This is a genomic window from Micromonospora sp. CNZ299, from assembly GCF_002754415.1.
Genome location: NZ_PEFG01000001.1, coordinates 2,496,930 through 2,517,476 on the forward strand (window position 1 = coordinate 2,496,930; position 20,547 = coordinate 2,517,476).

Annotated in this window: 15 protein-coding genes; 11 read left to right on the top strand and 4 right to left on the bottom strand. The window is 70.3% G+C overall.

The genetic code is table 11. The annotated features are described in order from the left end of the window. Positions 1–24: 24 nt before the first annotated feature. Positions 25–741 carry an MIP/aquaporin family protein gene (locus CLT68_RS12020; protein WP_099850885.1) on the bottom strand — a complete coding sequence of 239 codons (717 nt, stop codon included), beginning with the start codon at positions 739–741 and terminating at the stop codon, positions 25–27. Positions 742–850: 109 nt separating this feature from the next. Between CLT68_RS12020 and CLT68_RS12025 the strand changes: the two genes are divergently transcribed. Both CLT68_RS12025 and CLT68_RS12030 read left to right on the top strand, forming a co-directional pair. Then, positions 851–1,924, top strand: a complete 1,074-nt coding sequence (locus CLT68_RS12025) for a flavin-containing monooxygenase (protein WP_099850887.1) — start codon at positions 851–853, stop codon at positions 1,922–1,924. 194 nt (positions 1,925–2,118) lie between these two features. After that, the gene (locus CLT68_RS12030; RefSeq protein ID WP_088946415.1) at positions 2,119–2,400 is read left to right on the top strand and encodes an adhesin; all 282 of its coding nucleotides are present in this window, start codon (positions 2,119–2,121) and stop codon (positions 2,398–2,400) included. 8 nt (positions 2,401–2,408) lie between these two features. Here the strand turns inward: CLT68_RS12030 and CLT68_RS12035 are convergent, their stop codons facing one another. Further along, a complete protein-coding gene (locus CLT68_RS12035; RefSeq protein ID WP_199177031.1) occupies positions 2,409–3,476 on the bottom strand; it encodes a beta family protein in 1,068 nt (355 codons plus the stop codon). 91 nt (positions 3,477–3,567) lie between these two features. Here CLT68_RS12035 and CLT68_RS12040 point away from each other — a divergent pair, with 91 nt between their 5' ends. The 4 genes from CLT68_RS12040 to CLT68_RS12060 all read left to right on the top strand — a co-directional run bounded on the left by CLT68_RS12040 (position 3,568) and on the right by CLT68_RS12060 (position 8,575). Then, positions 3,568–4,455: a sulfotransferase domain-containing protein gene (locus CLT68_RS12040; protein WP_099850889.1), complete on the top strand. Its 888-nt coding sequence runs from the start codon at positions 3,568–3,570 to the stop codon at positions 4,453–4,455. 270 nt (positions 4,456–4,725) lie between these two features. Then, positions 4,726–5,118 (top strand): cupin domain-containing protein, encoded by a 393-nt coding sequence (locus tag CLT68_RS12050; RefSeq protein ID WP_099850894.1) that lies wholly within the window; start codon positions 4,726–4,728, stop codon positions 5,116–5,118. A gap of 48 nt (positions 5,119–5,166) precedes the next feature. Further along, complete coding sequence (locus CLT68_RS12055) at positions 5,167–6,966, top strand: glycoside hydrolase family 15 protein (protein WP_099850896.1); 1,800 nt, start codon at positions 5,167–5,169, stop codon at positions 6,964–6,966. Positions 6,967–7,207: 241 nt separating this feature from the next. Continuing rightward, on the top strand, positions 7,208–8,575 hold the full coding sequence (locus CLT68_RS12060; RefSeq protein WP_088946419.1) for a pectate lyase: 1,368 nt from the start codon (positions 7,208–7,210) through the stop codon (positions 8,573–8,575). Between the two features lie 52 nt (positions 8,576–8,627). Here CLT68_RS12060 and CLT68_RS12065 read toward each other — a convergent pair whose 3' ends face one another. Both CLT68_RS12065 and CLT68_RS12070 read right to left on the bottom strand, forming a co-directional pair. Further along, a complete protein-coding gene (locus CLT68_RS12065) occupies positions 8,628–9,818 on the bottom strand; it encodes a threonine synthase (RefSeq protein ID WP_099850897.1) in 1,191 nt (396 codons plus the stop codon). Positions 9,819–9,832: 14 nt separating this feature from the next. Then, positions 9,833–10,882 (bottom strand): DNA polymerase ligase N-terminal domain-containing protein, encoded by a 1,050-nt coding sequence (locus tag CLT68_RS12070; RefSeq protein WP_099850899.1) that lies wholly within the window; start codon positions 10,880–10,882, stop codon positions 9,833–9,835. A 94-nt stretch (positions 10,883–10,976) separates the two neighbouring features. Here CLT68_RS12070 and CLT68_RS12075 point away from each other — a divergent pair, with 94 nt between their 5' ends. The 5 genes from CLT68_RS12075 (at position 10,977) to CLT68_RS12095 (ending at position 20,535) form a co-directional block, all read left to right on the top strand. Continuing rightward, positions 10,977–11,765 (top strand): aldo/keto reductase family protein, encoded by a 789-nt coding sequence (locus CLT68_RS12075; protein ID WP_099850901.1) that lies wholly within the window; start codon positions 10,977–10,979, stop codon positions 11,763–11,765. Between the two features lie 127 nt (positions 11,766–11,892). After that, positions 11,893–12,048 carry a hypothetical protein gene (locus CLT68_RS33140; RefSeq protein WP_185755206.1) on the top strand — a complete coding sequence of 52 codons (156 nt, stop codon included), beginning with the start codon at positions 11,893–11,895 and terminating at the stop codon, positions 12,046–12,048. Continuing rightward, positions 12,048–13,019 carry a golvesin C-terminal-like domain-containing protein gene (locus tag CLT68_RS12085; protein ID WP_099850905.1) on the top strand — a complete coding sequence of 324 codons (972 nt, stop codon included), beginning with the start codon at positions 12,048–12,050 and terminating at the stop codon, positions 13,017–13,019. The genes CLT68_RS33140 and CLT68_RS12085 overlap by 1 nt, the downstream gene beginning before the upstream one ends. An 851-nt stretch (positions 13,020–13,870) precedes the next feature. Continuing rightward, a complete protein-coding gene (locus tag CLT68_RS12090; RefSeq protein ID WP_199177033.1) occupies positions 13,871–16,945 on the top strand; it encodes an FG-GAP repeat protein in 3,075 nt (1,024 codons plus the stop codon). Positions 16,946–16,989: 44 nt separating this feature from the next. Further along, complete coding sequence (locus CLT68_RS12095; RefSeq protein WP_486482147.1) at positions 16,990–20,535, top strand: LamG domain-containing protein; 3,546 nt, start codon at positions 16,990–16,992, stop codon at positions 20,533–20,535. Positions 20,536–20,547 lie beyond the last annotated feature (12 nt).

Consider the following 20,547-nt stretch of genomic DNA (forward strand, 5'->3'; position numbering starts at 1 on the left):
GCGCGAAAGTTACTGCCACGTGAGCTACGTCGGCCGGCCGACCGACTTCTCGTGCCCACCCCAGTAGTGCCGCTGCGCCCCCATCACCAGTGGAGCGACCAGGGCGGCGAGCGCACCGCCGAGCAGCGGGAAGACGATGAACACCCAGAGCTGCCGCAGGGCCACACCGCCCTCGAAGACCGCCGGGCCGAACGCTCGGGCCGGGTTGACCGCGGCGCCGGTGAGCGTCACGCCCACGAGTTGGGTGGCGGCGAGGGCCAGCCCGATGGCCGCCCCGGCGGTCCCCGGATTTTCGCTTCGGCTGGTCACCACCAGGACGACCAGGACGAAGAGGAAGGTCAGCACGATCTCCAGCACCGCCGCGCCGCCCCGGTTGATGTGCGCGCCGTACCCGTTCGAGCCCAGGGCACCGGTCTGGTCCGCGACGTCGCCCCAGCGGGTCAGCCCCCAGAGCAGGAAGGCGGCCACGGTCGCGCCGACGAACTGGGCGATCCAGTACGCGATCGCACCGACCACCGAGATCTTGCCGGACAGCAGCACACCGAGCGTGACCGCCGGGTTGACGTGACTGCCGGAGAGTGGGCCGATCGTGTAGACGAGGGCGAGCATCACGAAGCCGAAGGCCAACGCGACCACCACCACGCCGCCCTGAACCCGCGCGGCCACCGCGCTGCCCACTCCGAAGAAGACCAGCAGCAGGGTGCCGAGAAACTCTGCCGCGTACCGACGGAAGTCGCTCATTCGCTCAGCGTAAGCGCAGGTCAGGTGACAGTCGCCGGAATGGCGGTCTGTGATCGGCGCGACGGCCGAGAGCGGGCACAGGGGTGCCGGGCGCAGCGTTGTACACCGCGTGGACACCCACTCCGCGGACGTCGTGGTGATCGGCGCCGGTCAAGCCGGCCTGAGCGCCGGCTACCACCTGCGCCGGACCGGCTTCCCGCCCGGCAGCGGCTTCGTCATCCTCGACGGCGACGACGGGCCGGGCGGGGCCTGGCAGCACCGCTGGCCCACACTGGTCTTCGACCGGGTGCACGGCTTCCACGACCTGCCCGGGCTGCCGCTCCCGCCCGCCGAGCCCAAGCGCCCGGCGGCCGAGCAGGTGAGCGCCTACTTCGCCGCGTACGAGAGGGCATTCGAGCTGCCGGTGCGACGGCCGGTGCGGGTACGTGCGGTGCGCTCCCGGCCGGACGGCCGGCTGGACGTGGAGACCGACCAGGACCGGTGGATCGCCCGGGCGCTGATCAACGCGACCGGCACGTGGACGCGGCCGTTCTGGCCGCACTACCCGGGTCGGTCGTCGTTTCGGGGCCGGCAGTTGCACACCGCCGACTACCGGGGCCCGGCCGAGTTCGCCGGCCTGCGGGTCGTGGTCGTCGGTGGCGGGACCTCCGCCGTGCAACTGCTCGGCGAGGTGTCCACCGTCGCGGCGGCAACCACCTGGGTCACCCGCCGGCCGCCGGAGTTCCGGGACGAGGAGTTCGGCGCGGAGCTGGGCCGTGCCGCTGTCGCCCGGGTGGACGAGGCGGTCCGGGCAGGCCGCCCACCGGGCAGCGTGGTGGGCGTGACCGGGCTGCCGGTCACCCCGGAGGTACGCCGGTTGCGTGAGCGGGGCGTCCTCGAGCGGCTACCCGTGTTCGACCGGATCACACCCGACGGGGTGGCCTGGGCGGACGGGCGACACGTGTCGGCGGACGTGATCCTCTGGTGCACCGGCTTCCGCGCCGCCATCGACCATCTCGCCCCGCTGGGCCTGCGCGCGCCGGGCGGCGGTATCACGATGGACGGCACCCGGGTGGTCGCCGACGAGCGCGTTCACCTGGTCGGGTACGGCCCTTCGGCCAGCACGATCGGCGCCAACCGGGCCGGCCGCGCGGCGGTCAACGAGATTCGCGCCCTGCTGGCCCCGGCCCCCGCTCTCGACTGACCTGGCTCTATTTGACGGATCGCCGACCAGCGGGCACGGTGGAGGTGACGGGGCCGTCAGCTGCCCCGATCCGATGCGACGGCGATGACCGCTCGCCCCTCCTGTCGCCTCCCACGTGTGCTCGTACGCGGGCCGACTGTCCGGTCTGCCCGTCATTCCGACCGCGAGCCCAGAATCCACGAGGAGTTCCGCTCATGCTCACCATGACCGATAACGCTGTGCTCGTCATCCGTGACCTCGCCAACCAGCAGGACGTCGCCCAGGACGGCGGAGTCCGCATCGCCGCCGACACCGAGGCGGGTTCGCTCACCGTGGAGTTGGTGCCCGAGCCGGCGCAGGGCGACCGTGTGGTCGACAACCAGGGTGCCCGGATCTTCCTGGACGAGGATGCCGCCGAGCTGCTCGGCGACGCGTCGGTGGACGCCACCGTCGACGACGAGGGCATCATCCAGTTCGGCTTCACCGAGAGGCAGTAACAGGGGCTTCACCGAGGCGTTCGCCCCCGCTGCGGCGGACCCGGCCGGGGGCGCCAGCTCGGCGCGATGTCCTCGTCCGGGCGCGACAGCGTCGCGAGCACGTACGCCAGGTGGTGGGAGGTGCTCCACGCCGCCCAGTTGGCGGCCGAGCCGGCGCCGGCGCCCCGACGGGCCCGGCGCAGCAGCTCGTGGTCGCCCCAGGAGAAGGCCGCGCCGGTGCTCGGCCAGTGCGGCGCGGACACCAGCGTGCGGCACAGGTCGGCGAACCGTTCCTCGCTGCGGCCACCTCGCCGCGCCCAGCGGTAGACCCACCAGCTGCCGTCGTCGGTGTATCGCACCGTCGGCAGCCGGTCACCGGGGTCGCCGGTGCCGGGCACGGCCGGGTGCACGCCGTAGTCGCCGTAGTCGACACCGACGTCGGCCAGTCGTTGCCAGAGCTGCCAGTCCCAGCGGTCGAGTCGGATCGGCTCGTCGGTGGGCAGCCGCGACAACGTCGGTGGCATCCCGCCCGCTGCCACCGTCACGGACCGCCAGGCGTGCCGGCGCGCCCAGTCCAGCAGGCGACGCACCCGAGGCTCGGCTGACCGCACATCCGCCGGGCAGCACACGTCTCCCGCGTCCACCAGCAGGTCGCACTCCTCGGGGGCGAGACCGGTGCACCGCCAGACCCGTTCCACGGCGGTCGTGCTCCCATCCGGCCCGGCCCGGTCCTGGCCGGCCCGCAGGCGGACCAGCGCCCGCCGGCCGTGCGCCCGCGCCGCCGCGCCGTGCGCGGCCAGCCGGTGGTCGCTCTCCGCGAGCCCGATCACCGGCATCAGCGGTACGTCCCAACGGCCCAGTTCTGTCGCGGGGGTGTCGGGCAGCGCGCTGACGTCGACGGCCGGCAGGAGTCCGGGCGGTAGCCGGCGGAGAGTGTCCATGGTGGACCTGTCGATCGTGCCGATCTCCAGGATAGGGGCGACCAGTGCGGCGGCTGTGGAGTCGAGGTGGCTCAGTGCGTCCAGCTCGCCTCGTCGGCAGGCGAGAATGGGGCGGTAGACCGGTTCCGCCGCCCGGCTCCCGTGGGCGGGCACCATACTTCAATCTAGCCAGGCATGCGCATGTCTCACAGGCTGTGGAGTCGTAATTCGGCTGCTCCGCTGTCGGCTGCGCGACTACGATTTCCCGATGCCCACGCCAGTCCATCGTTACCGCTCCGACGACGAGGACAGCGCCCGGTGGGTCGGATTTCCCTTCCGCGACGGCGACATCGTGATCAGCACCCGCTCCAAGAGCGGCACGACCTGGATGCAGATGATCTGCGCGCTGCTGGTGCTGGGCACCCCGGAGCTGCCGGCGCCGCTGAACGTGCTGTCGCCGTGGCTGGACTGGTTGGCCGAGCCGCAGGACGCGGTGTACGACCGGTTGGCCGCGCAGCCGCACCGGCGGTTCATCAAGACGCACACCCCCCTGGACGGGGTGCCGCTCGACCCCCGGGTGCACTACGTGGTGGTGGCCCGGCATCCGCTGGACATGGCGGTCTCTCTCTACCACCAGGCCGGCAACCTCGACCGGGTACGCCTCGCCGAGCTGACCGGCCAGCCCGCCCCGACCGGGGCGCCGAGAAAGCGCCTCCCGGTGGAGCAGTGGTTGCCGAGCTGGGTCGACCGGGAGGTGGATCCGCGTACCGACCTGGACTCGTTGCCCGGGGCGATGCTGCACCTGCGTGACGCCTGGGCCCGTCGACACGAGCCGAACGTCGAGTTGGTGCACTACGACGATCTGCTGGCCGACCTGGGTGGTGAGATGCGGCGGCTCGCCGACCGGTGGGGCATCCCGGTCGCCGCCGAGCGTTGGCCGGAACTGGTCGAGGCGGCCACCTTCGGGCGGATGCGGGAGCGCGCCGACCGGCTCGCCCCGGACACGCTCGGCGTGCTGCGCGACCGCCGTGCCTTCTTCCGCCAGGGCGGCTCGGGCCAGGGTCGCGACCTGCTGGACGCGTCCGCGCGGGCCCGCTACCAGGAGCGGGTCTCGGCGCTGGCCCCACCCGACCTGCTCACCTGGCTGCACCGCTAGGCCCGGCCCTCGTCGATCGTGGAGGCGGCGCGGCTCAAGAAGAGCGCGCGGCGCCGCTCGACCGTGGTCGAGCGTCGCCGCACTCTGGCCGTCTCCCACCACCGCAGCCGTTCGGCGGTACGCCGGCGGGGACCTGGCTCGACCGGCTGTTCGTGCCGGTCCGCGTTGTCGATCCCCGGTCCGCCCGGAACCAAACCTGCCGACCGTGGGGAATTCCACCATTCGCGAGTCCCGGCGTGGCGCGCCGCAGAACGGGGTATGAGCGTTGGCATGGAACATTTCACGATCGCAACCGTCGCCGAGAAGAGCCCGGATTTCCGGCGGGTGCTCTGGACCGGTGAGCACACCCAGTTGGTCATCATGACCATCCCCGCCGGTGGGGAGATCGGCGAGGAGGTGCACGAGGACATCGACCAGATCCTGACCTTCGTCAGTGGCATCGGTGAGGCTCGCGTTGCCGGCGCCAAGCGGAAGGTCGTCGCGGGTGACCTGGTCGTGGTGCCGGCGGGCACCAAGCACAACTTCGTCAACACCGGCCCCAACCCGCTGGTGCTGTACACGGTCTACGGTCCGCCGGAGCACGCCGACCAGGCCGTGCACAAGACCAAGGAGGAGGCCGACGCGGCCGAGGCTGCGGGCGAGGACGAGCCACCGACCGAGTGACGGCCCCGGCAGCGGCCTGATCCGGGCCGCCATGGGTAACCGCGGCGGGTGGAGCAGCAGCCGGCGATCTCCGACTACGGGTTCCTCTCGGACTCCCGTTCGGGTGCCCTGGTCGGCAAGGACGGCTCGATCGACTGGTGGTGCCCGCACCGCTTCGACGGGGCCTCCGTGTTCGGGCGGCTGCTCGACCCGCGCGCCGGGCACTTCCGGCTGGCGCCGGTCGGTGTCGGCGGCCCGGGGTTCCGGGTGGAACGCGCGTACCGGCCGGACACGCTGGTGCTGCGGACGGTCCACCACACGCCGCACGGCAGCGTGGCGGTCACCGATGCCCTGGCCGCCGAGATCGGCGCCCGAGCCCACGAGCTGGGCAGGAACTCACCCGCCGTGCTGATCCGGGTGGTGGAGGGGCTGTCCGGCCGGGTCCGGATGGGCCTGGACTTCGCGCCGCGCCCGGAGTACGGCCTGCTCACGCCGTACCTGCATGAGCAGGCCGACGGTGGGGTGCTGGCCGGCGCCGGCCCGGTGGTGCTGGTGTTGCGCGCCAACGGGCTTCACCTGCGGGCGGGCCGCGACCGGGTGACCCACGAGTTCGAGGTGTCCGCCGGCCAGGTGGTCGGGATGGACGTGGCCTTCGGCGAGGCCTACGGCGATCCACCGGTCCGGATGGACCCGGTGGCGATGCTCGCCGAGACCACGCGGGCGTGGGAGGCGTACCGGGAGACGCACGGGTACTCCGGTCGGTATCCCGAGCTGGTGCGGCGCAGCGCGACGGTGCTGACCGGCCTCACGTACGCCCGCAGTGGCGCGGTCGCCGCCGCGCTGACCACGTCGTTGCCGGAGCAGATCGGCGGCGACCGGAACTACGACTACCGCTACTCCTGGCTGCGGGACTTTTCGTTGACGATGCGCGCCCTCTGGGTGGCGGCCTGCCCCCACGAGGCGTCCCGGCTGTTCGCCTGGGCGACCCGCTCGATCGGCCGGATCGGCGACGAACCGGTGCCGGTGCTCTTCGGCGTGGAGGGCGAGCGCGACCTTTCCGAGCACCACTGTCACCAGCTGGGCGGATACCGCGACAGCAGGCCGGTCCGCATCGGCAACGACGCCTGGCGGCAGCGGCAGCTCGACGTGCCGGGGGAGGTCGTGTCGGCGGTGTGGCGACTGCGCGACTATCTCGGCGCGACGTTCGAGGAGGAACTGCGGGAGATGGTGCTCGGGCTGACCGAGCAGGTGGCGGCGACGTGGCACCTGCCGGACCGGGGCATCTGGGAGACCCGGGACGAGGAGCGGCACTACCTGTCGTCGAAGGTGTCCTGCTGGCTGACGATGGACCGGGCGGTCGGGCTCGCCGACCGGCTCGGAGATCGGGCCGATCCTGGGCGTTGGGCCCGTGTGCGCGACGAGATCCACGACACCGTGCTGCGCGAGGGGTGGAACGACCGGATCGGGGCGTTCACCGCCGCGTTCGGGTCGGCGGAGCTGGACGCCTCGGTGCTCGCCCTGCCGGTGACGCACTTCCTGCCGGCCACCGACCCGCGGATGCGCTCGACCATCGCGATGGTCGAGCGGGAGTTGGGCACCGACGAGGGCCTGCTGCGGCGGTGGACGACGGACCCGGCTGGGTTCCTGTTGTGCTCGTTCTGGCTGGTGGAGTGTCTGGTGATGGCGGGTGAGTCGAAGCGGGCCGAGGCGCTGTTCGAGCGGGTGGTCGGGTACGCCAACGACGTGGGCCTGTTCAGCGAGCAGATCGATCTGGCCACCGGCGCGCAGCTCGGCAACATCCCGCAGGCGCTCTCGCACATCGGGCTGATCAATGCGGCGTGGCGGTTGACCAAGCCGGACAGTTACTGATCATCCCGAAATCCTGCAACAGACCTGCAAACGCCAGGCATTGACGTCGATGCGTTCGCAGTCCTAGCCTCGAAGGAGCGGGAAAGCCCTTTCCCAGGGCCTTTGATCCCGCTTCACCCCGCTTCGGTCCGGGCATCCGACGGGGGCGCGCACCGATCCCAGGCAATGGCCGAATGCCGTGCCGACACGTCCCCGAGTGGGCGCCGAGGGATCGCCACCACATGCGTCAAGGAGGACAACTGTGCAGAAGAGACGACTCTCCGGCCGCCGACCACTACTGCTGGCGGTGGGCGCCGGCGTGACCGCAGCAGCCCTCACCGCCGGCATGACTTCGGCCTTCGCAGCCACCGTCTTCAGTGACGACTTCAACGACGGCAACACCTCCGGCTGGTCCAAGTCGGGCGGCACCTGGACGGTCGACGGATCGGGCGTGCTCAACCAGTCCAACGCCGGCAGTGAGCTGGCCCGGCAGTTCGCCGGCCAGACCAGTTGGACCGACTACTCCGTGCAGGCCCGGGTCAGGCCGGCGAGCTTCGGCTCCTCCAGCGCCCTGGTCGGGCTGGCCGCGCGGTCCACCAGCAGCACCAAGATGTACCGGCTGGCCCTGCTCGGCTCCGGTCGGGCCGAGCTCCAGGCGGTCAACGGCAGCAGCGTCACCGCGATCGGCTCGGCGGCGCTGGGCGTCGGCACCGGCACCTGGTACACCCTGCGCATCGAGACCAGCGGCAGCACCATCCGGGGCTTCGTCAACGGCACGCAGATCGCCTCCGGCAGCAACAGCCTTACCGGCGCGGGCCGCATCGGCCTGGTCACCGCGTACGCCAGCGGCGGCTTCGACGACGTGACTGTCGACTCGTCGGGTGGCGGCACCCCGACCACGCCGCCACCGACCACCACGCCGCCGCCGACCACGCCGCCGCCGACCACCACTCCGCCGCCGGCTGGCTGGCCGACGCCGACCGGCAGCCAGAAGGTCGACGCCACGATCGCCGTCTCCGGCACGTTCGACGGCGGGCTCAAACGCTACTACGGCATCGGCGACGGCGGGCAGAGCGAGAGCCAGGACCCGATGTTCGAGCTGGCCGCCGGCGCCACCCTCCGCAACGTGATCATCGGTGCGCCGGCCGGCGACGGCGTGCACTGCGAGGGCAACTGCACCCTGATCAACGTCTGGTGGGAGGACGTCGGCGAGGACGCGGCCACCTTCCGGGGCGGCACCACGTACACGGTCGACGGCGGCGGTGCCCGCTCGGCCAGCGACAAGGTCTTCCAGCACAACGGCTCGGGCACCGTCTACATCAAGAACTTCCGGGTGGAGAACGCCGGGAAGCTCTACCGGGCCTGCGGCAACTGCTCGACGTCGTACCAGCGGCACGTGGTGATCGACAACGTGATCGTCCGGGACACCGACGCGATCGCCGGCATCAACACCAACTGGGGTGACACCGCCCGGTTCAGCCGGATCACCATCATCGGCGACCCGGACCGGGAGACCTCCATCTGCGTCAAGTACAAGGGTGTGCCGAAGGGCAGCGAGCCGACCGAGATCGGCGAGGGCGCCGACGGCGTCAACTGCCTCTACTCACCCTCGGACATCACCTACCAGTAGATCGACACGTCGGCACCCCGCGGACCACCAGGTCCGCGGGGTGCCCGCGCGTTCAACCCATCAGGGGTACGCCGGACACGTCGACGGTGTCCGGATACTTCAACCCGGCACCGGTGTTGAGCACCACCACCCGTTCGCCGGCCCGGATCCACCCGCCGGCGCGCAGGTGCCGGGCCGCGGTCAGACAGGCCGCGCCCTCCGGGCAGAGCAGCAGCCCCTCACGAGCGGCGAAGTCCCGAAGGTCGGCCAGGATCTCCGCGTCGTCGACGGCGACGGCCGTGCCGGAAGACTCCCGCAGCGCCGCCAGGATCAGCTCGTCACCCAACGGCGTCGGCACGGTGATGCCGAACGCCACAGTGTGCGCGTCCACCCACGGCTGCGCCCGATCCTCACCGGCCGCGAACGCCCGCACGATCGGCGCGCAGCCGGTCGACTGCACCGCCACCAGCCGGGGCAGCTTGTCGCCGATCCAGCCCAGCTCGCGCAGCTCGTGCAGCGCCTTGTGGATGCCGATCAGGCCGACACCGCCGCCCGTCGGGTAGATGATCACGTCCGGCGCCTGCCAGCCGAGCTGCTCGACGATCTCGTACCCCATCGTCTTCTTGCCCTCGAGCCGGTAGGGCTCGCGCAGCGTGCCGGCGTCGAAGATCGACCCGTTGGACGCGGCGATCAGCTCGGCGACCCGCCGACCGGCGTCGCTGATCAGCCCGTCCACCAGGCGCAGGTCGGCGCCGGCGGCGACGCACTCGCGCCGGCAGATGCTCGGCGCGTCCAGCGGCATGACGATGGTCGCGCCCATTCCGGCCCGCGCGGCGTACGTGGCCCAGGCCGACCCGGCGTTGCCGTTGGTGGGCATCGCGATCCGCTCGACGCCCAGCTCACGGGCCCGGCTCACCCCGACCGCCGCCCCGCGCGCCTTGAACGAGCCGGTCGGGATCAAGCCCTCGTCCTTGACCATCAGGTCCGTGATGCCGATCTCGGCGCCGTACGCCGGGGTGCGCAGCAGCGGCGTCCAGCCCTCGCCGAGCGTCGTGACGTGCCGCGGGTCGGCGACCGGCAGCAGCTCCCGGTAGCGCCACAGGTCGGCCGGGCGCAGCGGAAAACGTTCCGGGGTGACCGCCTTCGCCACCGCAGGAAGGTCGTAGCGGGCGAGCAGCGGGGAACCGCAATCGCAGAGGTTCTGCAACACCTCGGCGGCGTGCTCCTTGCCGCAGCGCGGGCAGTCCAGGTGGGTCAGGTACACGTCGCTCCTCGCCGTCACACCGCGTCGACGCTCAGCCAGCGTCGACTGCGCCGCCCCGGCTCGTAGACCGAGTCCAGCCGCTTGGCGACCACGCCCGGCAGCTCCTGCTCCTGCCCGGCGCGCAGAGCCTCGTCGCCCGCGCCGGGGAACCACGGCGGAGTCTGCCAGTGCGCACCGGCCAGGGCCAGCCCATCGAGCAGCTCCCGGCGTTGCGCGTACGGCACGTCGACGCTGCTGACGCCCTCCAGCCAGAGCAGGTCGACGATCAGGTACTGCGCGCCGGCGGGAACCCGGCTGCCCGTGCTCTGACGGACCGGACGCACCCGGCCGGCACCGTCGATGCGCACCAGCACACCATCGAGCACCGCCTCGGTGGGCGCGAGCGCCTCGGCCATCGCCCGCAGCCACGGATAGCCGCCGGTGATGTCCTCGTCGGTTTCGGAGAGCAACCGCAGCCGCCCGCCGGAGACGTACGCCATCGCCCGGACCCCGTCCCAGCGCAGCTCGTACCCCCAGGCGGCGCGGTCGCGGGGGAGCCTGGCGGCCGGCGTGGCGTGCATCGGGCGGACCAGGTCGGGCACCGGTGTCCAACCCGGCGGCGCCGCGTCGGTGCGTCGGACCATCCAGTCCCGGCCGCCGGTGGCGAACAGGACGTAGCGACCGGCGGTCCGGTCACCGGCGAGCGTCACGATCACCTCGTCGTCGCGCCACTTCTCGCACCGGTAGGTGCCCCGGTCGTGGATCAACATCCGGCCTCCGCCGTACTCGCCAGCGGGGATCTCGCCGGAGAAATCGAGGTATTCCATCGGATGGTCCTCGGTGTGCACGGCGAGGTGGTTGCGGCCCGGGTCGCGGGGGAGGCCACGCGGCACCGCCCAGGAGGCCAACACCCCCTCGTGCTCCAGGCGCAGGTCCCAGTGCAGGCTGCGGGCGTGGTGCTGCTGGATGACGAAGCGGCCGGCGTCGGTGTCGGTGCCGGCCGCCGTGGGGCTCTGCTCCGGCACCGGCTCCGGCGTACGGGCCGCGTCCCGTCGTCGCCGGTACTCCTCCAGCCGGTCACTCACACCCGCATTCTGCGGCAAACCGGACCACCGCGCTGGATGCCGGAGTGTCCGGTTCGCTCGGCGGCCGGGGGCGCGGCGGGGTAGAACGGACCTCATGGACCACACCGACCAGCCCACCGCCCTGCTCCCCGGTGACGTGCGGATGCCCCTGCTCGGCTTCGGCACCTGGCAGGCCACCGGCCAGGCGGGCTACGACGCCGTGCTGGCCGCGCTCGACACCGGGTACCGGCACCTCGACACCGCCACCATGTACGGCAACGAGCGCGAGGTCGGCCGGGCGGTGCGCGAGAGCGGGCTGCGCCGGGAGGACGTCTTCATCACCACCAAGCTCCCGCCGGACCGGGTGGGCCGGGAGCGCGCGACGTTGGAGGCCAGCCTGGAGGCGCTCGGCGTCGACCAGGTGGACCTCTGGTTGATCCACTGGCCGCCGTCGTCGGCCGCGGACAGCATCCCGATGTGGCGGGAGCTGCTCGCCGCCCGGGACGAGAACCTCGTCCGGGCGGTCGGGGTGAGCAACTACAGCACCGCGGAGATCGACGAGCTGATCCAGTCCACCGAGGAGAACCCGGCGGTCAACCAGATCCGGTGGAGCCCGTCGCTGTACGACCGGCAGCGGCACGCCGAGCACCGGGACCGGGGCGTGGTGCTGGAGGGCTACAGCCCGTTCAAGACCAGCGACCTGAGCGACCCGGTGCTGACCAGGATCGCCGGCGCGCACGGTGTCTCCCCGGCGCAGGTGGTGCTGCGCTGGCACATCGACCACGAGATCGTGGTGATCCCGAAGTCGGTGACCCCGGAGCGGATCACCGCGAACTTCGACATCTTCCACTTCTCGCTGACGGCGGAGGAGATGCGCGACATCGACGCCCTCGGCGAGGTCTGAACCGGCGCTTTCCTTCAGAGCGTGACGCGTCCTTGAAGGGTATCGACATCGACGCTCATGACGGTATACCGTGCCCGTCATCACGTACGTCGATGCGTTCGAACCCGTCGTCGCTGGAGGAGTCTTCATGGCCCGGTCACCATCCATTCGTCTGCGCCGCCGCGGGGTGCTCGGCATCCCCGCCCTGGTGGCCGCGGCGCTGACCACCGTCGTTGTCCGGCCCGCCCCGGCGAGCGCCGCGCCGAAGGCCGAGTGCCTCGCCGACCTGCTCCAGGACGCCTGATGGCCACCATTCCCTGGCTCGTGGACGTGCTGCGCGCCGCCGGGGTCCAGGTCGTCGTCGAGGGCGACTGGCTCAACCGGATGCGGCCCGGCTCCTTCGACCCGATCGGGGTGCTCTGGCACCACACCGCCGCGACCTCCAGCGCCAGCAACCCGCACCCGGCGCTCGGCATCTGCATCAACGGTCGCTCCGACCTGCCCGGGCCGCTGTGTCAGGCGCTCGTCGACTACAACGGTGTCTTCCACGTCATCTCCGCCGGCCGCTGCAACCACGCCGGGACCAGCGGCGGCAGCGGGCCGATCCCGGCCGGGGACGGCAACACCCTGATGATCGGGTGGGAGATCGACTACAACGGCGTCAACCAGGAGATGACCGCCGCGCAGTACAACGCCTCGCTCGCCGCCACCGCCGCCGTGCTCACCCGGCTGGGCCGGGACAGCAGCTATGCCCGGGGGCACCGGGAGACCAGCACCAGCGGCAAGATCGACCCATCCTTCATCGACCTGAACGTCATGCGCGCCGACGTGGCGGCGAAGATGTCGGGCGGCGGGAACCCCCCGTCGTGGTCCTCCATCGTGGACAACACCACCGCCGGTCGGTTCACCGCCAGCGCCAGCTGGGGCGTGTCGACGTACTCCGGGCAGCGGTACGGTGCCGACTACCGCTACGCGGAACCCGTCGCGGCCAGCGACGTCGCCTGGTACAGGTTCAACGTCCCGGCGACGGCCAACTACCGCGTCGATGCGTGGTGGCCGGCGACCTCCGGCTACAACAGTGCTGCCCCGTACGTCGTCTCCACCACGACCGGCAACCGGACGATCATCGTCGACCAGCGGGCCACCGGTGGGCAGTGGCGGTCCCTCGGCACGTTCACGCTGCCGGCCGGCGACGCCAACCGGGTGGGCGTGAGCCGGTGGAGCAGCGCGACCGGCCTCATCGTCGCCGACGCCGTACGCCTCACCCGGGTCTGACCGGCTCCTGGCTCGACCGACTCGGCTTCGGTGAAGTCGGGGTGTCCCCGTCGTGAGGATGCCCCGACTTCCCGGAACCGGGGTCGATCGAGCGCGGCTGATGCGGAGGCTTCAGCGCGGAAAGGGAATGTCCTCCGATCGCCTGAGAACGTGCGGTAGCTCCTCCTGGCCACGATGATGATCGTTGATGGGCCTCGGCCCCAGCACTCCTTCTCGTTCTCTCGGGAAGCGGCGGATATGCCGGGATGCCCGGCGCTCGACCTGCGGTGGCTGCGGGCATCTTGGCAGGTCGGGATGGCCGGCGCCGTCGGTTGTCAATGTGTTGCAGCGGTCGATTCGGCGCGTAGCCGATTGGCGCCGGGCTGCTTTTCGCCGCCGCAGTGCCGTGTTTGACAGTGCGTCGAACAGGGCCACCCGATTGTCGAGCGAACCCCGCCATGGGTGGCATTTCTGCTGTCCGGGCGGCAATTTTCAGCGCCCGAATTCCTGCGGCATTGCGCTTGACCAGGGGTCGCTGGACCGCTCCCGGCGCATCCGCTCTGAGCAGGGAAGACTCCGCTCCGTGATCGTCACCGACGAAATATGGCGATTGTCGGCTTCCTCCTCACTGTTTGTGACGCTACTTGTGCGTAGAGCGGGCTTGTACCTACAGTCCCGATCGATATCTGAAAACACACGGGGGAGGGTTCGTGGCAGGTCGAAAGACTGCCACCGTTCGTTCATGCCTTGCGGCAGGTGTTGCCGTGCTGACGGCGGTCGCATTGGCTGGCATATCGGGCGAACCGGCGGAGTATCTCGCCGCCGGGCCTGATGGCGTAACGGGTGGCGTAGAAAACAGGTCCGACGAGGCGATGTCCGTACGGACTGCCCGCAAGACCGGCAAACCGGTGCAGGTCAAGAGCCTCACCTCCGAGACCACCGAGGTGTTCGCCCTGCCCGACGGGCAGTTCCGGGCGGAGCTGTCCCTCGGGCCGACCCGGGTCCGCCGTGACGGCGGCTGGGTCCCGGTCGATCTGACCCTTCACCGCGCCGCCGACGGCACGGTCCGTCCCGCGGCGCATCCCTACGACCTGTCGATCTCCGGCCCGCAGCCGGACGGCACCCACGAGCTGGCAGCCGTGGGCAAGGGCGACGACCGGGTGGCCGTCACCTGGGCTGGAGCGTTGCCGGAGCCGCAACTGCGCGAGGACCGGGCGACCTATGTGAACGCCCTGCCCGACGTCGACCTCGTCGTACGGGCGAGCCGGAACGGCCTCGAAACCCTGTTCGTGGTCAAGAGCCCCGCTGCCCTGAGCCGGGTCGCGACGCTGACGCTGCCGCTGACCGGCCGCAACGTCGCGGAGACCCAGCGCGGCGTGGGCGGCGACACCACCATCAGGGACGCGACGGGTCGCGCCATCGCGACGACCCCGGCCCTGATGATGTGGGACGCGCGGGTCGACGCCCAGGGTGCACCCGTCAACAAGGTGCCGGTCACCTCCACCGTGGCGAAGGTCGCCAAATCCGCTGCGGGAAGTGGCATCGCACTGACCCTCACGCCGGACCAGAAGTGGCTCAAGGCGCCGGAGCGGCAGTACCCGATCACCATCGACCCGCAGATCAACCCGCTCTCCACCACCTTCGACACCTTCGTGCAGGCCAACGAGAGCGTCGACCGTGGCGGAGAGGCAGATCTACGGCTCGGCAAGCTGGGCCCGACCGGCCCGATCACCCGGACGTTCGCCCGCTGGGACACCACCGCCCTGGTCGGCAAGCAGATCAACACGGCGACCATCTCGCTGTGGAACTGGTGGTCGGTGCAGTGCGCCGGGCGGTCCTGGGAACTCTGGACCACAGGCTCGATCTCCGACGGCATCGTGTGGAGCAACCAACCGGCCTGGAACCACCAGGAGAAGGTAACCACGGCGTCGGCCGGCTTCGACAGCAGCTGTGACGACAACTGGGTCGGCGTGGCTGCCACCAGCTTCTTCCAGCGGGCGGCCAACGCGGGCGACACCCGCGCGGACATGGGTCTGCGAGCGACCGACGAGACCGACTCGACGTCGTTCAAGCAGTTCCGGTCCCGCAACTACTCCGGCACTACCGAAGTGCCGAAGGCAAGCGTCACCTACAACTCGTACCCGACGGTGACCGCGAGGGCGACAGTGCCGGCCACCAGCTGTGTCACCGGCTCCGCCCGCCCCACTGTCAACACGGTGACGCCGCAGCTCAAGGCCACCGTCTCCGACGCGGATGCGACCGCCATGACGGTCGCCTTCGAGTGGTGGGCGATGAACGCCGACACGCCGCTCGGGTCGGCTGTCTACGCCAACGTCGCCAACGGGGCCACCGCCGCGACCACGATCCCGGCGGGCGCCTTCGTCGACGGCGGCATCTACCGCTGGCGGGTCAAGGCATCTGACGGCGTGACCGGCAGCGACAGTTGGTCCTCGTTCTGCGAGATGCAGGTCTACACCACAGTTGCACCGGTGGCCGGCTGCACCGCCGGCACGGAGAGCGACTTCAACGGCGACGGCGTCGCCGATGTCGCGATCGCCGACCCCGAGGCCACGGTGAACAGCCAGATCCGCGCCGGGCAGGTGCACGTCAGCTATGGCGGCGGCTCCACTGTGCAGACCCTGCAGGAGGGCGTCGACAAGGTGCCCGGAGCGCCCGAGCCGGGTGACCGCTTCGGCACCTCGATCTCCTCGTACGACGCCAACAACGACGGCTGCACCGACCTCGCGGTGGGTGTCCCGTATCAGGATGTCAACGGCCTGCAGGACGCTGGCGTCGTGCTCGTCCTGCTCGGCTCACCGGCGGGGCTGGCCAAGGGCCCGAACTCCCTGACCTACCACCAGGACGTCACCAACGTGCCGGACGCCGCCGAAGCCTTCGACTGGTTCGGCTACGCGGTAGCCGGCAGCCAGACAGCCAGTGGCCAGCCGTACCTGGTCATCGGTGCGCCCGGCGAAGCACTCGCCAACCCCGTCACCGGCATCGTCCACTACCTCCGGGGCAACGTGAACGTGGCGCTCAGCCAGGGCGCTGGCCTTCCCGGAGCAGCGGAAATCGACGACCGCACCGGGTACGCGGTGGCCGCATCCAAGTACCACTGGGCCGTCAGTTCGCCGGGTGAGGCGATCGGCACCGAGGTCTTCGCCGGAGCGGTGAACGTCTTCAGTCACGTGCTGACCAGCGGGCTGCCCACGCTCGCCGCCGAGCTCAACCAGGACGCGGTGTCGAGTCCGGAGCGGGATAGGGCCGAAGCCAACGACAACTTCGGTAAGTCGATCGCCATCGCGCCGTACCGGCCGGTCGGGTCGGCCCAGGGCACCCAGGATTCGTTGGTGGTCGTGGGGGCGCCCGGTGAGGATGACCTCGGCGTCCGACCGACCTTCCCGAGACCGACTGACGCCGGCACGGCGCACGTCTTCCATGTCACCGCGACCAACACCTTTACGCAGGTGAGTTCGGTCTTGGACAACGGACGCCAGTTGAGCTCGAGCAGCGGCGACTACCTCGGCGAGAAGGTCGCGGTGGTGAACACCAACCCTGCGGTCGAGGGCACCAATTCGACGATGTTCATCGCGGTGGGCATCCCGGGCAGGGACAGTTACGCCCCAACCGAGGACGGTGGCGTCAACACCAGTGACGTCGGTCAGGTATGGGTCCTTCCCGCGCTCGGCTCGACGAACGCACCGGTGAAGATCGAGCGAAACGGAACGAGCCTTCCGGGCAGCCCCCGGGCGAGTGAGATCGTCGGTACCTCGCTCGGTGTCACCTCGAAGCGGCTGCTGGTGGCCAGCCCGTACGGCACCGACGCCGTCTACGGCTTCACCTGGTCGAGCCTGGCCGGCGGGTCGATGACGCCCACCGAGACCTGGCAGCCCGGCGTGAACGGCTTCCCGGCCAACGTGAGCACGTTCGGGGCGGCGGTCAACTGATGAAGAACATGAATTGGCGCAGTTCAACGGGGGAGGACCTGACGGTGATCCGTCGTACCAGAAAGCGGGGTCGGCTCTTCACGCTCGGCCTCACAGTGGGCCTCGCCGGCCTGCTGGCCGGCACCGCCTACGTGGCCGCCCCCGAGTCGGCACCGCCGACCGCGCCGGTGGCCGCTGTCGAGACCGATCCGGTCCGGGACACCGAGGCTGAGGCGCTCGTCGCGGCGAAGGCTCTCAACCAGCCGGTGGAGGTGCTGGCGCAGCGGACGGAGTATCGGGACGTCTTCGCGCAGCCCGACGGCACGCTGATCGCCAACGATCACGCCCAGCCGGTCCGGGTCACCCAGGGTGATGCCTGGGTGCCGGCCGACTCGACCCTGACAGTTCAGCCGAATGGTGCATACGGTCCCACTGCGGCGCTGCTCGGGATGCAGCTGTCCCAGGGCGGTAGCGCGCCGTTGATGGTGGTGACGCGTGACCAGATGAGCATGACGATGACCTGGCCGCACGGCGCGCTGCCCACCCCCGTGGTCGCCGGGAGTCAGGCGCTCTATCCGAACGTGTTCCCGGACGTCGACCTGGTCGCGAACGTGACGGTCGAGGGCTTCTCGCACGTGCTGGTGGTCAAGACGCCGGAGGCGGCGGAGCTTCCGGAGCTGCAGAACCTTCGGCTCGGGGTCACCGGTGACGGCTTGATCATCGAGCCGACCGACGAGGGCGGGGTGGTGGCTCTCGACCCGGCTACCAACAACGTGGTTCTGGAGGCCGACGCGCCGACCATGTGGGACAGCGGGAGCAGTGGGGAAGGTACCCCATCCGGCGCCTCCTCGCGCACCACCTCGACGTCCACCGATCCTGGGGCTGCCTCCGCGGAGGGTCCGGGCGACACGTCCGAGGTGGCAAAGGTCGGCCTGGACTACTCGAACGGCACCCTCTCCCTCACTCCGGACCGAGCCATGCTGGCGGATCCGGGGACCTCCTTCCCGCTGTACATCGACCCCGTCTGGCAGAGCAGCACCAACAGCGGCTGGGCGATGGTCGACAGCGGATACCCCAACGAGGAGTACTGGAAGTTCGACGGCAAGCGGCACGAGCGAATCGGCCTCTGCCCCAGCTCGTGCAACAGCTCGAAGGTGAAGCGGCTGTTCTATCAGCTCGCCACGCCGTACTCGGGGAAGACCATCCTGAGCGCCGAGTTCCGTGTGACGATGCAGCACGCCTGGAATTCGACGGCCCGGGCAGCCTCGCTCTACCTCATGCCGACCTCGGCCAAGATCGGGTCAGCGACAAACTGGGGCAACCAGCCGGGTGGATCCGGCTGGAGCGGCTCCACCCTCCTCGAGACCAAGTCCCCGAGCAGCGTTCAGTCGTCGTGTACGTCGACCAACCAGAACGCCAGCTGGAACGCCAAGAGGGCCGTGGAGGTCGCGGCCGCCAACAAGCTGGGTTCGGTGATCCTCGGCCTGCGGGCCACGAACGAGGGTGACTACACACACAGCAAGCGGTTCTGCGACAACGGACTGCTCTCCGTCCGCTACAACCGGGCGCCCCTTATCGCGAACCAGAGTGAGCTCACCATGTCGCCGGGCGGCCAGTGCGTCTACGGTGCCGGCGCGCCGTACGTGGACGTGCCGCCGCGGTTGAACGCGGTGCTGCGGGACCCGGACCACTCCTCGGCGCACACCGAGCAGATCAAGGCAGAGTTCAAGGTCACCTGGACTCCGACCGGCGGGTCTGCCCAGACTCGCTCGTACATCACACCGTTGAAGGCCAGCGGATCACTCTTCTCGTACACGGTGCCGAGCGACATCGCGCAGAACGTCTTCATCTCCTGGGAGGTTCGGGCCAGCGACAACACCAGTTGGGGGCCGTGGAGCAGCGAAGGATCTTCTAACGTCTGCCAGTTCCGATATGACATAACGAGCCCGAGTGCCCCCGATGTCGACTCCGCCGTCTACCTGCCCCAGGACGCGGTGGACAACGGCAAGCCCGAGGCACCGGGCTGCATCGAGAGCCACGAGTGGCTCGGCTCCATCGGCGTACCGGGCAGCTTCACGTTCGACTCCGCGGCGACGGACGTCGTCGCGTACCGCTACGGCTTCAATGTGAACCCGACGGACACCAACGTGCTGCGCCCAACCACCGACGGCGGCCCCGTAACGCTCGCCAACTGGTACCCGGACAAGGAGGGCCCTCGGACGATCAACGTCCTCGCGGTCGACCGGGCAGGCCGCTCGAGCAACATCGCCTCCTGCACCTTCCGCGTGGGTAAACGGCCACCGACCGCGCAGTGGTCCCTCGGCGAGGTCGCCGGCGAGGACGGAGCAGCCGACGGGCTCGGTGACAACGACACGACAGCGGGCAGCGGCGTTACCTTCGGCGTGGAGGGCCCAGGAGGCGCGTCCGACACGGCCGCCCGTTTCGACGGGACGGCCAACGCACACCTGAGCACCGCTCGCCAGGTCCTGACCGACACGTCAGCGAGCTTCGCCATCAGCGGTTGGTTCAAGGTCGAGGACCCGGCCCGCCGACAGACAGCCGTCAGCCAGGACGGCACCGGTGAGCCCGGATTCGTCCTGGGGGTCGAAGGCGGTGTCTGGCACTTCCGCATGCCGGTCAACGACGTCGTCTCACTAGGCCGTTGGCAGGTGGAGGCAGGCCCAGCGAGCACGGACTGGACGTACATCACCGCCATTTTCGATGGCGCCAAGAAGGAGATGTCGCTCCAGGTTGGGACCGCGGCGCCGCAGACCGCTCAGCGTCGATCGCTGACCAAGTCGCGTGGTCCGCTCCAACTCGGCCGGGTGCTGAGCAAGAGCGGTCACGTCGACAACTGGCGGGGCAGCATGGCAGATGTTTCTGTCTTCGACCGGCTGATCCTCCCCGAGGAGGTCACCGGGCTGAAGAAGACGGCGCCGCACCGCAAGGCGTACTGGCGGATGAACACGGAGACCAGCAAGGTCAGCCCCGAGGAGAAGGGTGGCGCGGGTGTCACCCTGGGACCGCTGGCGACGATCTACCGCAACCCGGCTCTCTCCCTTCTCGGCGGTGGCCACCTGGCCCTAACCGGTGCGACGGACAGCTACGCGAGCACGCCGCTCAACGCCGACATTGCGGGCAGCTTCTCGATCGCGGCCCGGGTCAAGCTGACCAGCAACTGCGCGGGTACGCCGATGACAGTCTTCTCGCAGAAGGGCACCCGAGGCAGCGCGGTAGTGGTGCGCTGCAACTTGGCGGGCCGGTGGGAGATGGCAATGGCCGATACCGACAAGGTGGGCCCGGCGTGGCTGGCGAAGGACACCGGTGAGGCGCCGAAGGTCTTCGGTAAGGGGGACCAGCTGACCCTCGTCTACAACGGCTACGTCCGCGAACTGTCGCTGTACGTCAACGGCTCGTTCAGCCAGGCGATCGATCTTGCCTCCCCGTTCACCGCCACCGGCGGGGTGCAGCTCGGCCGAGCGTTCATCGACGACGGGTTCAAGGAGCACCTCTCCGGCGCGATCGACGACGTCCGGGTTTACGACGGGGTAGCTGACCCTGAGTTGATCCAGAAGCTCAACGTCTCCATTCGCGAGCAACTGCCGGTGTGACGCAGCGGGCGG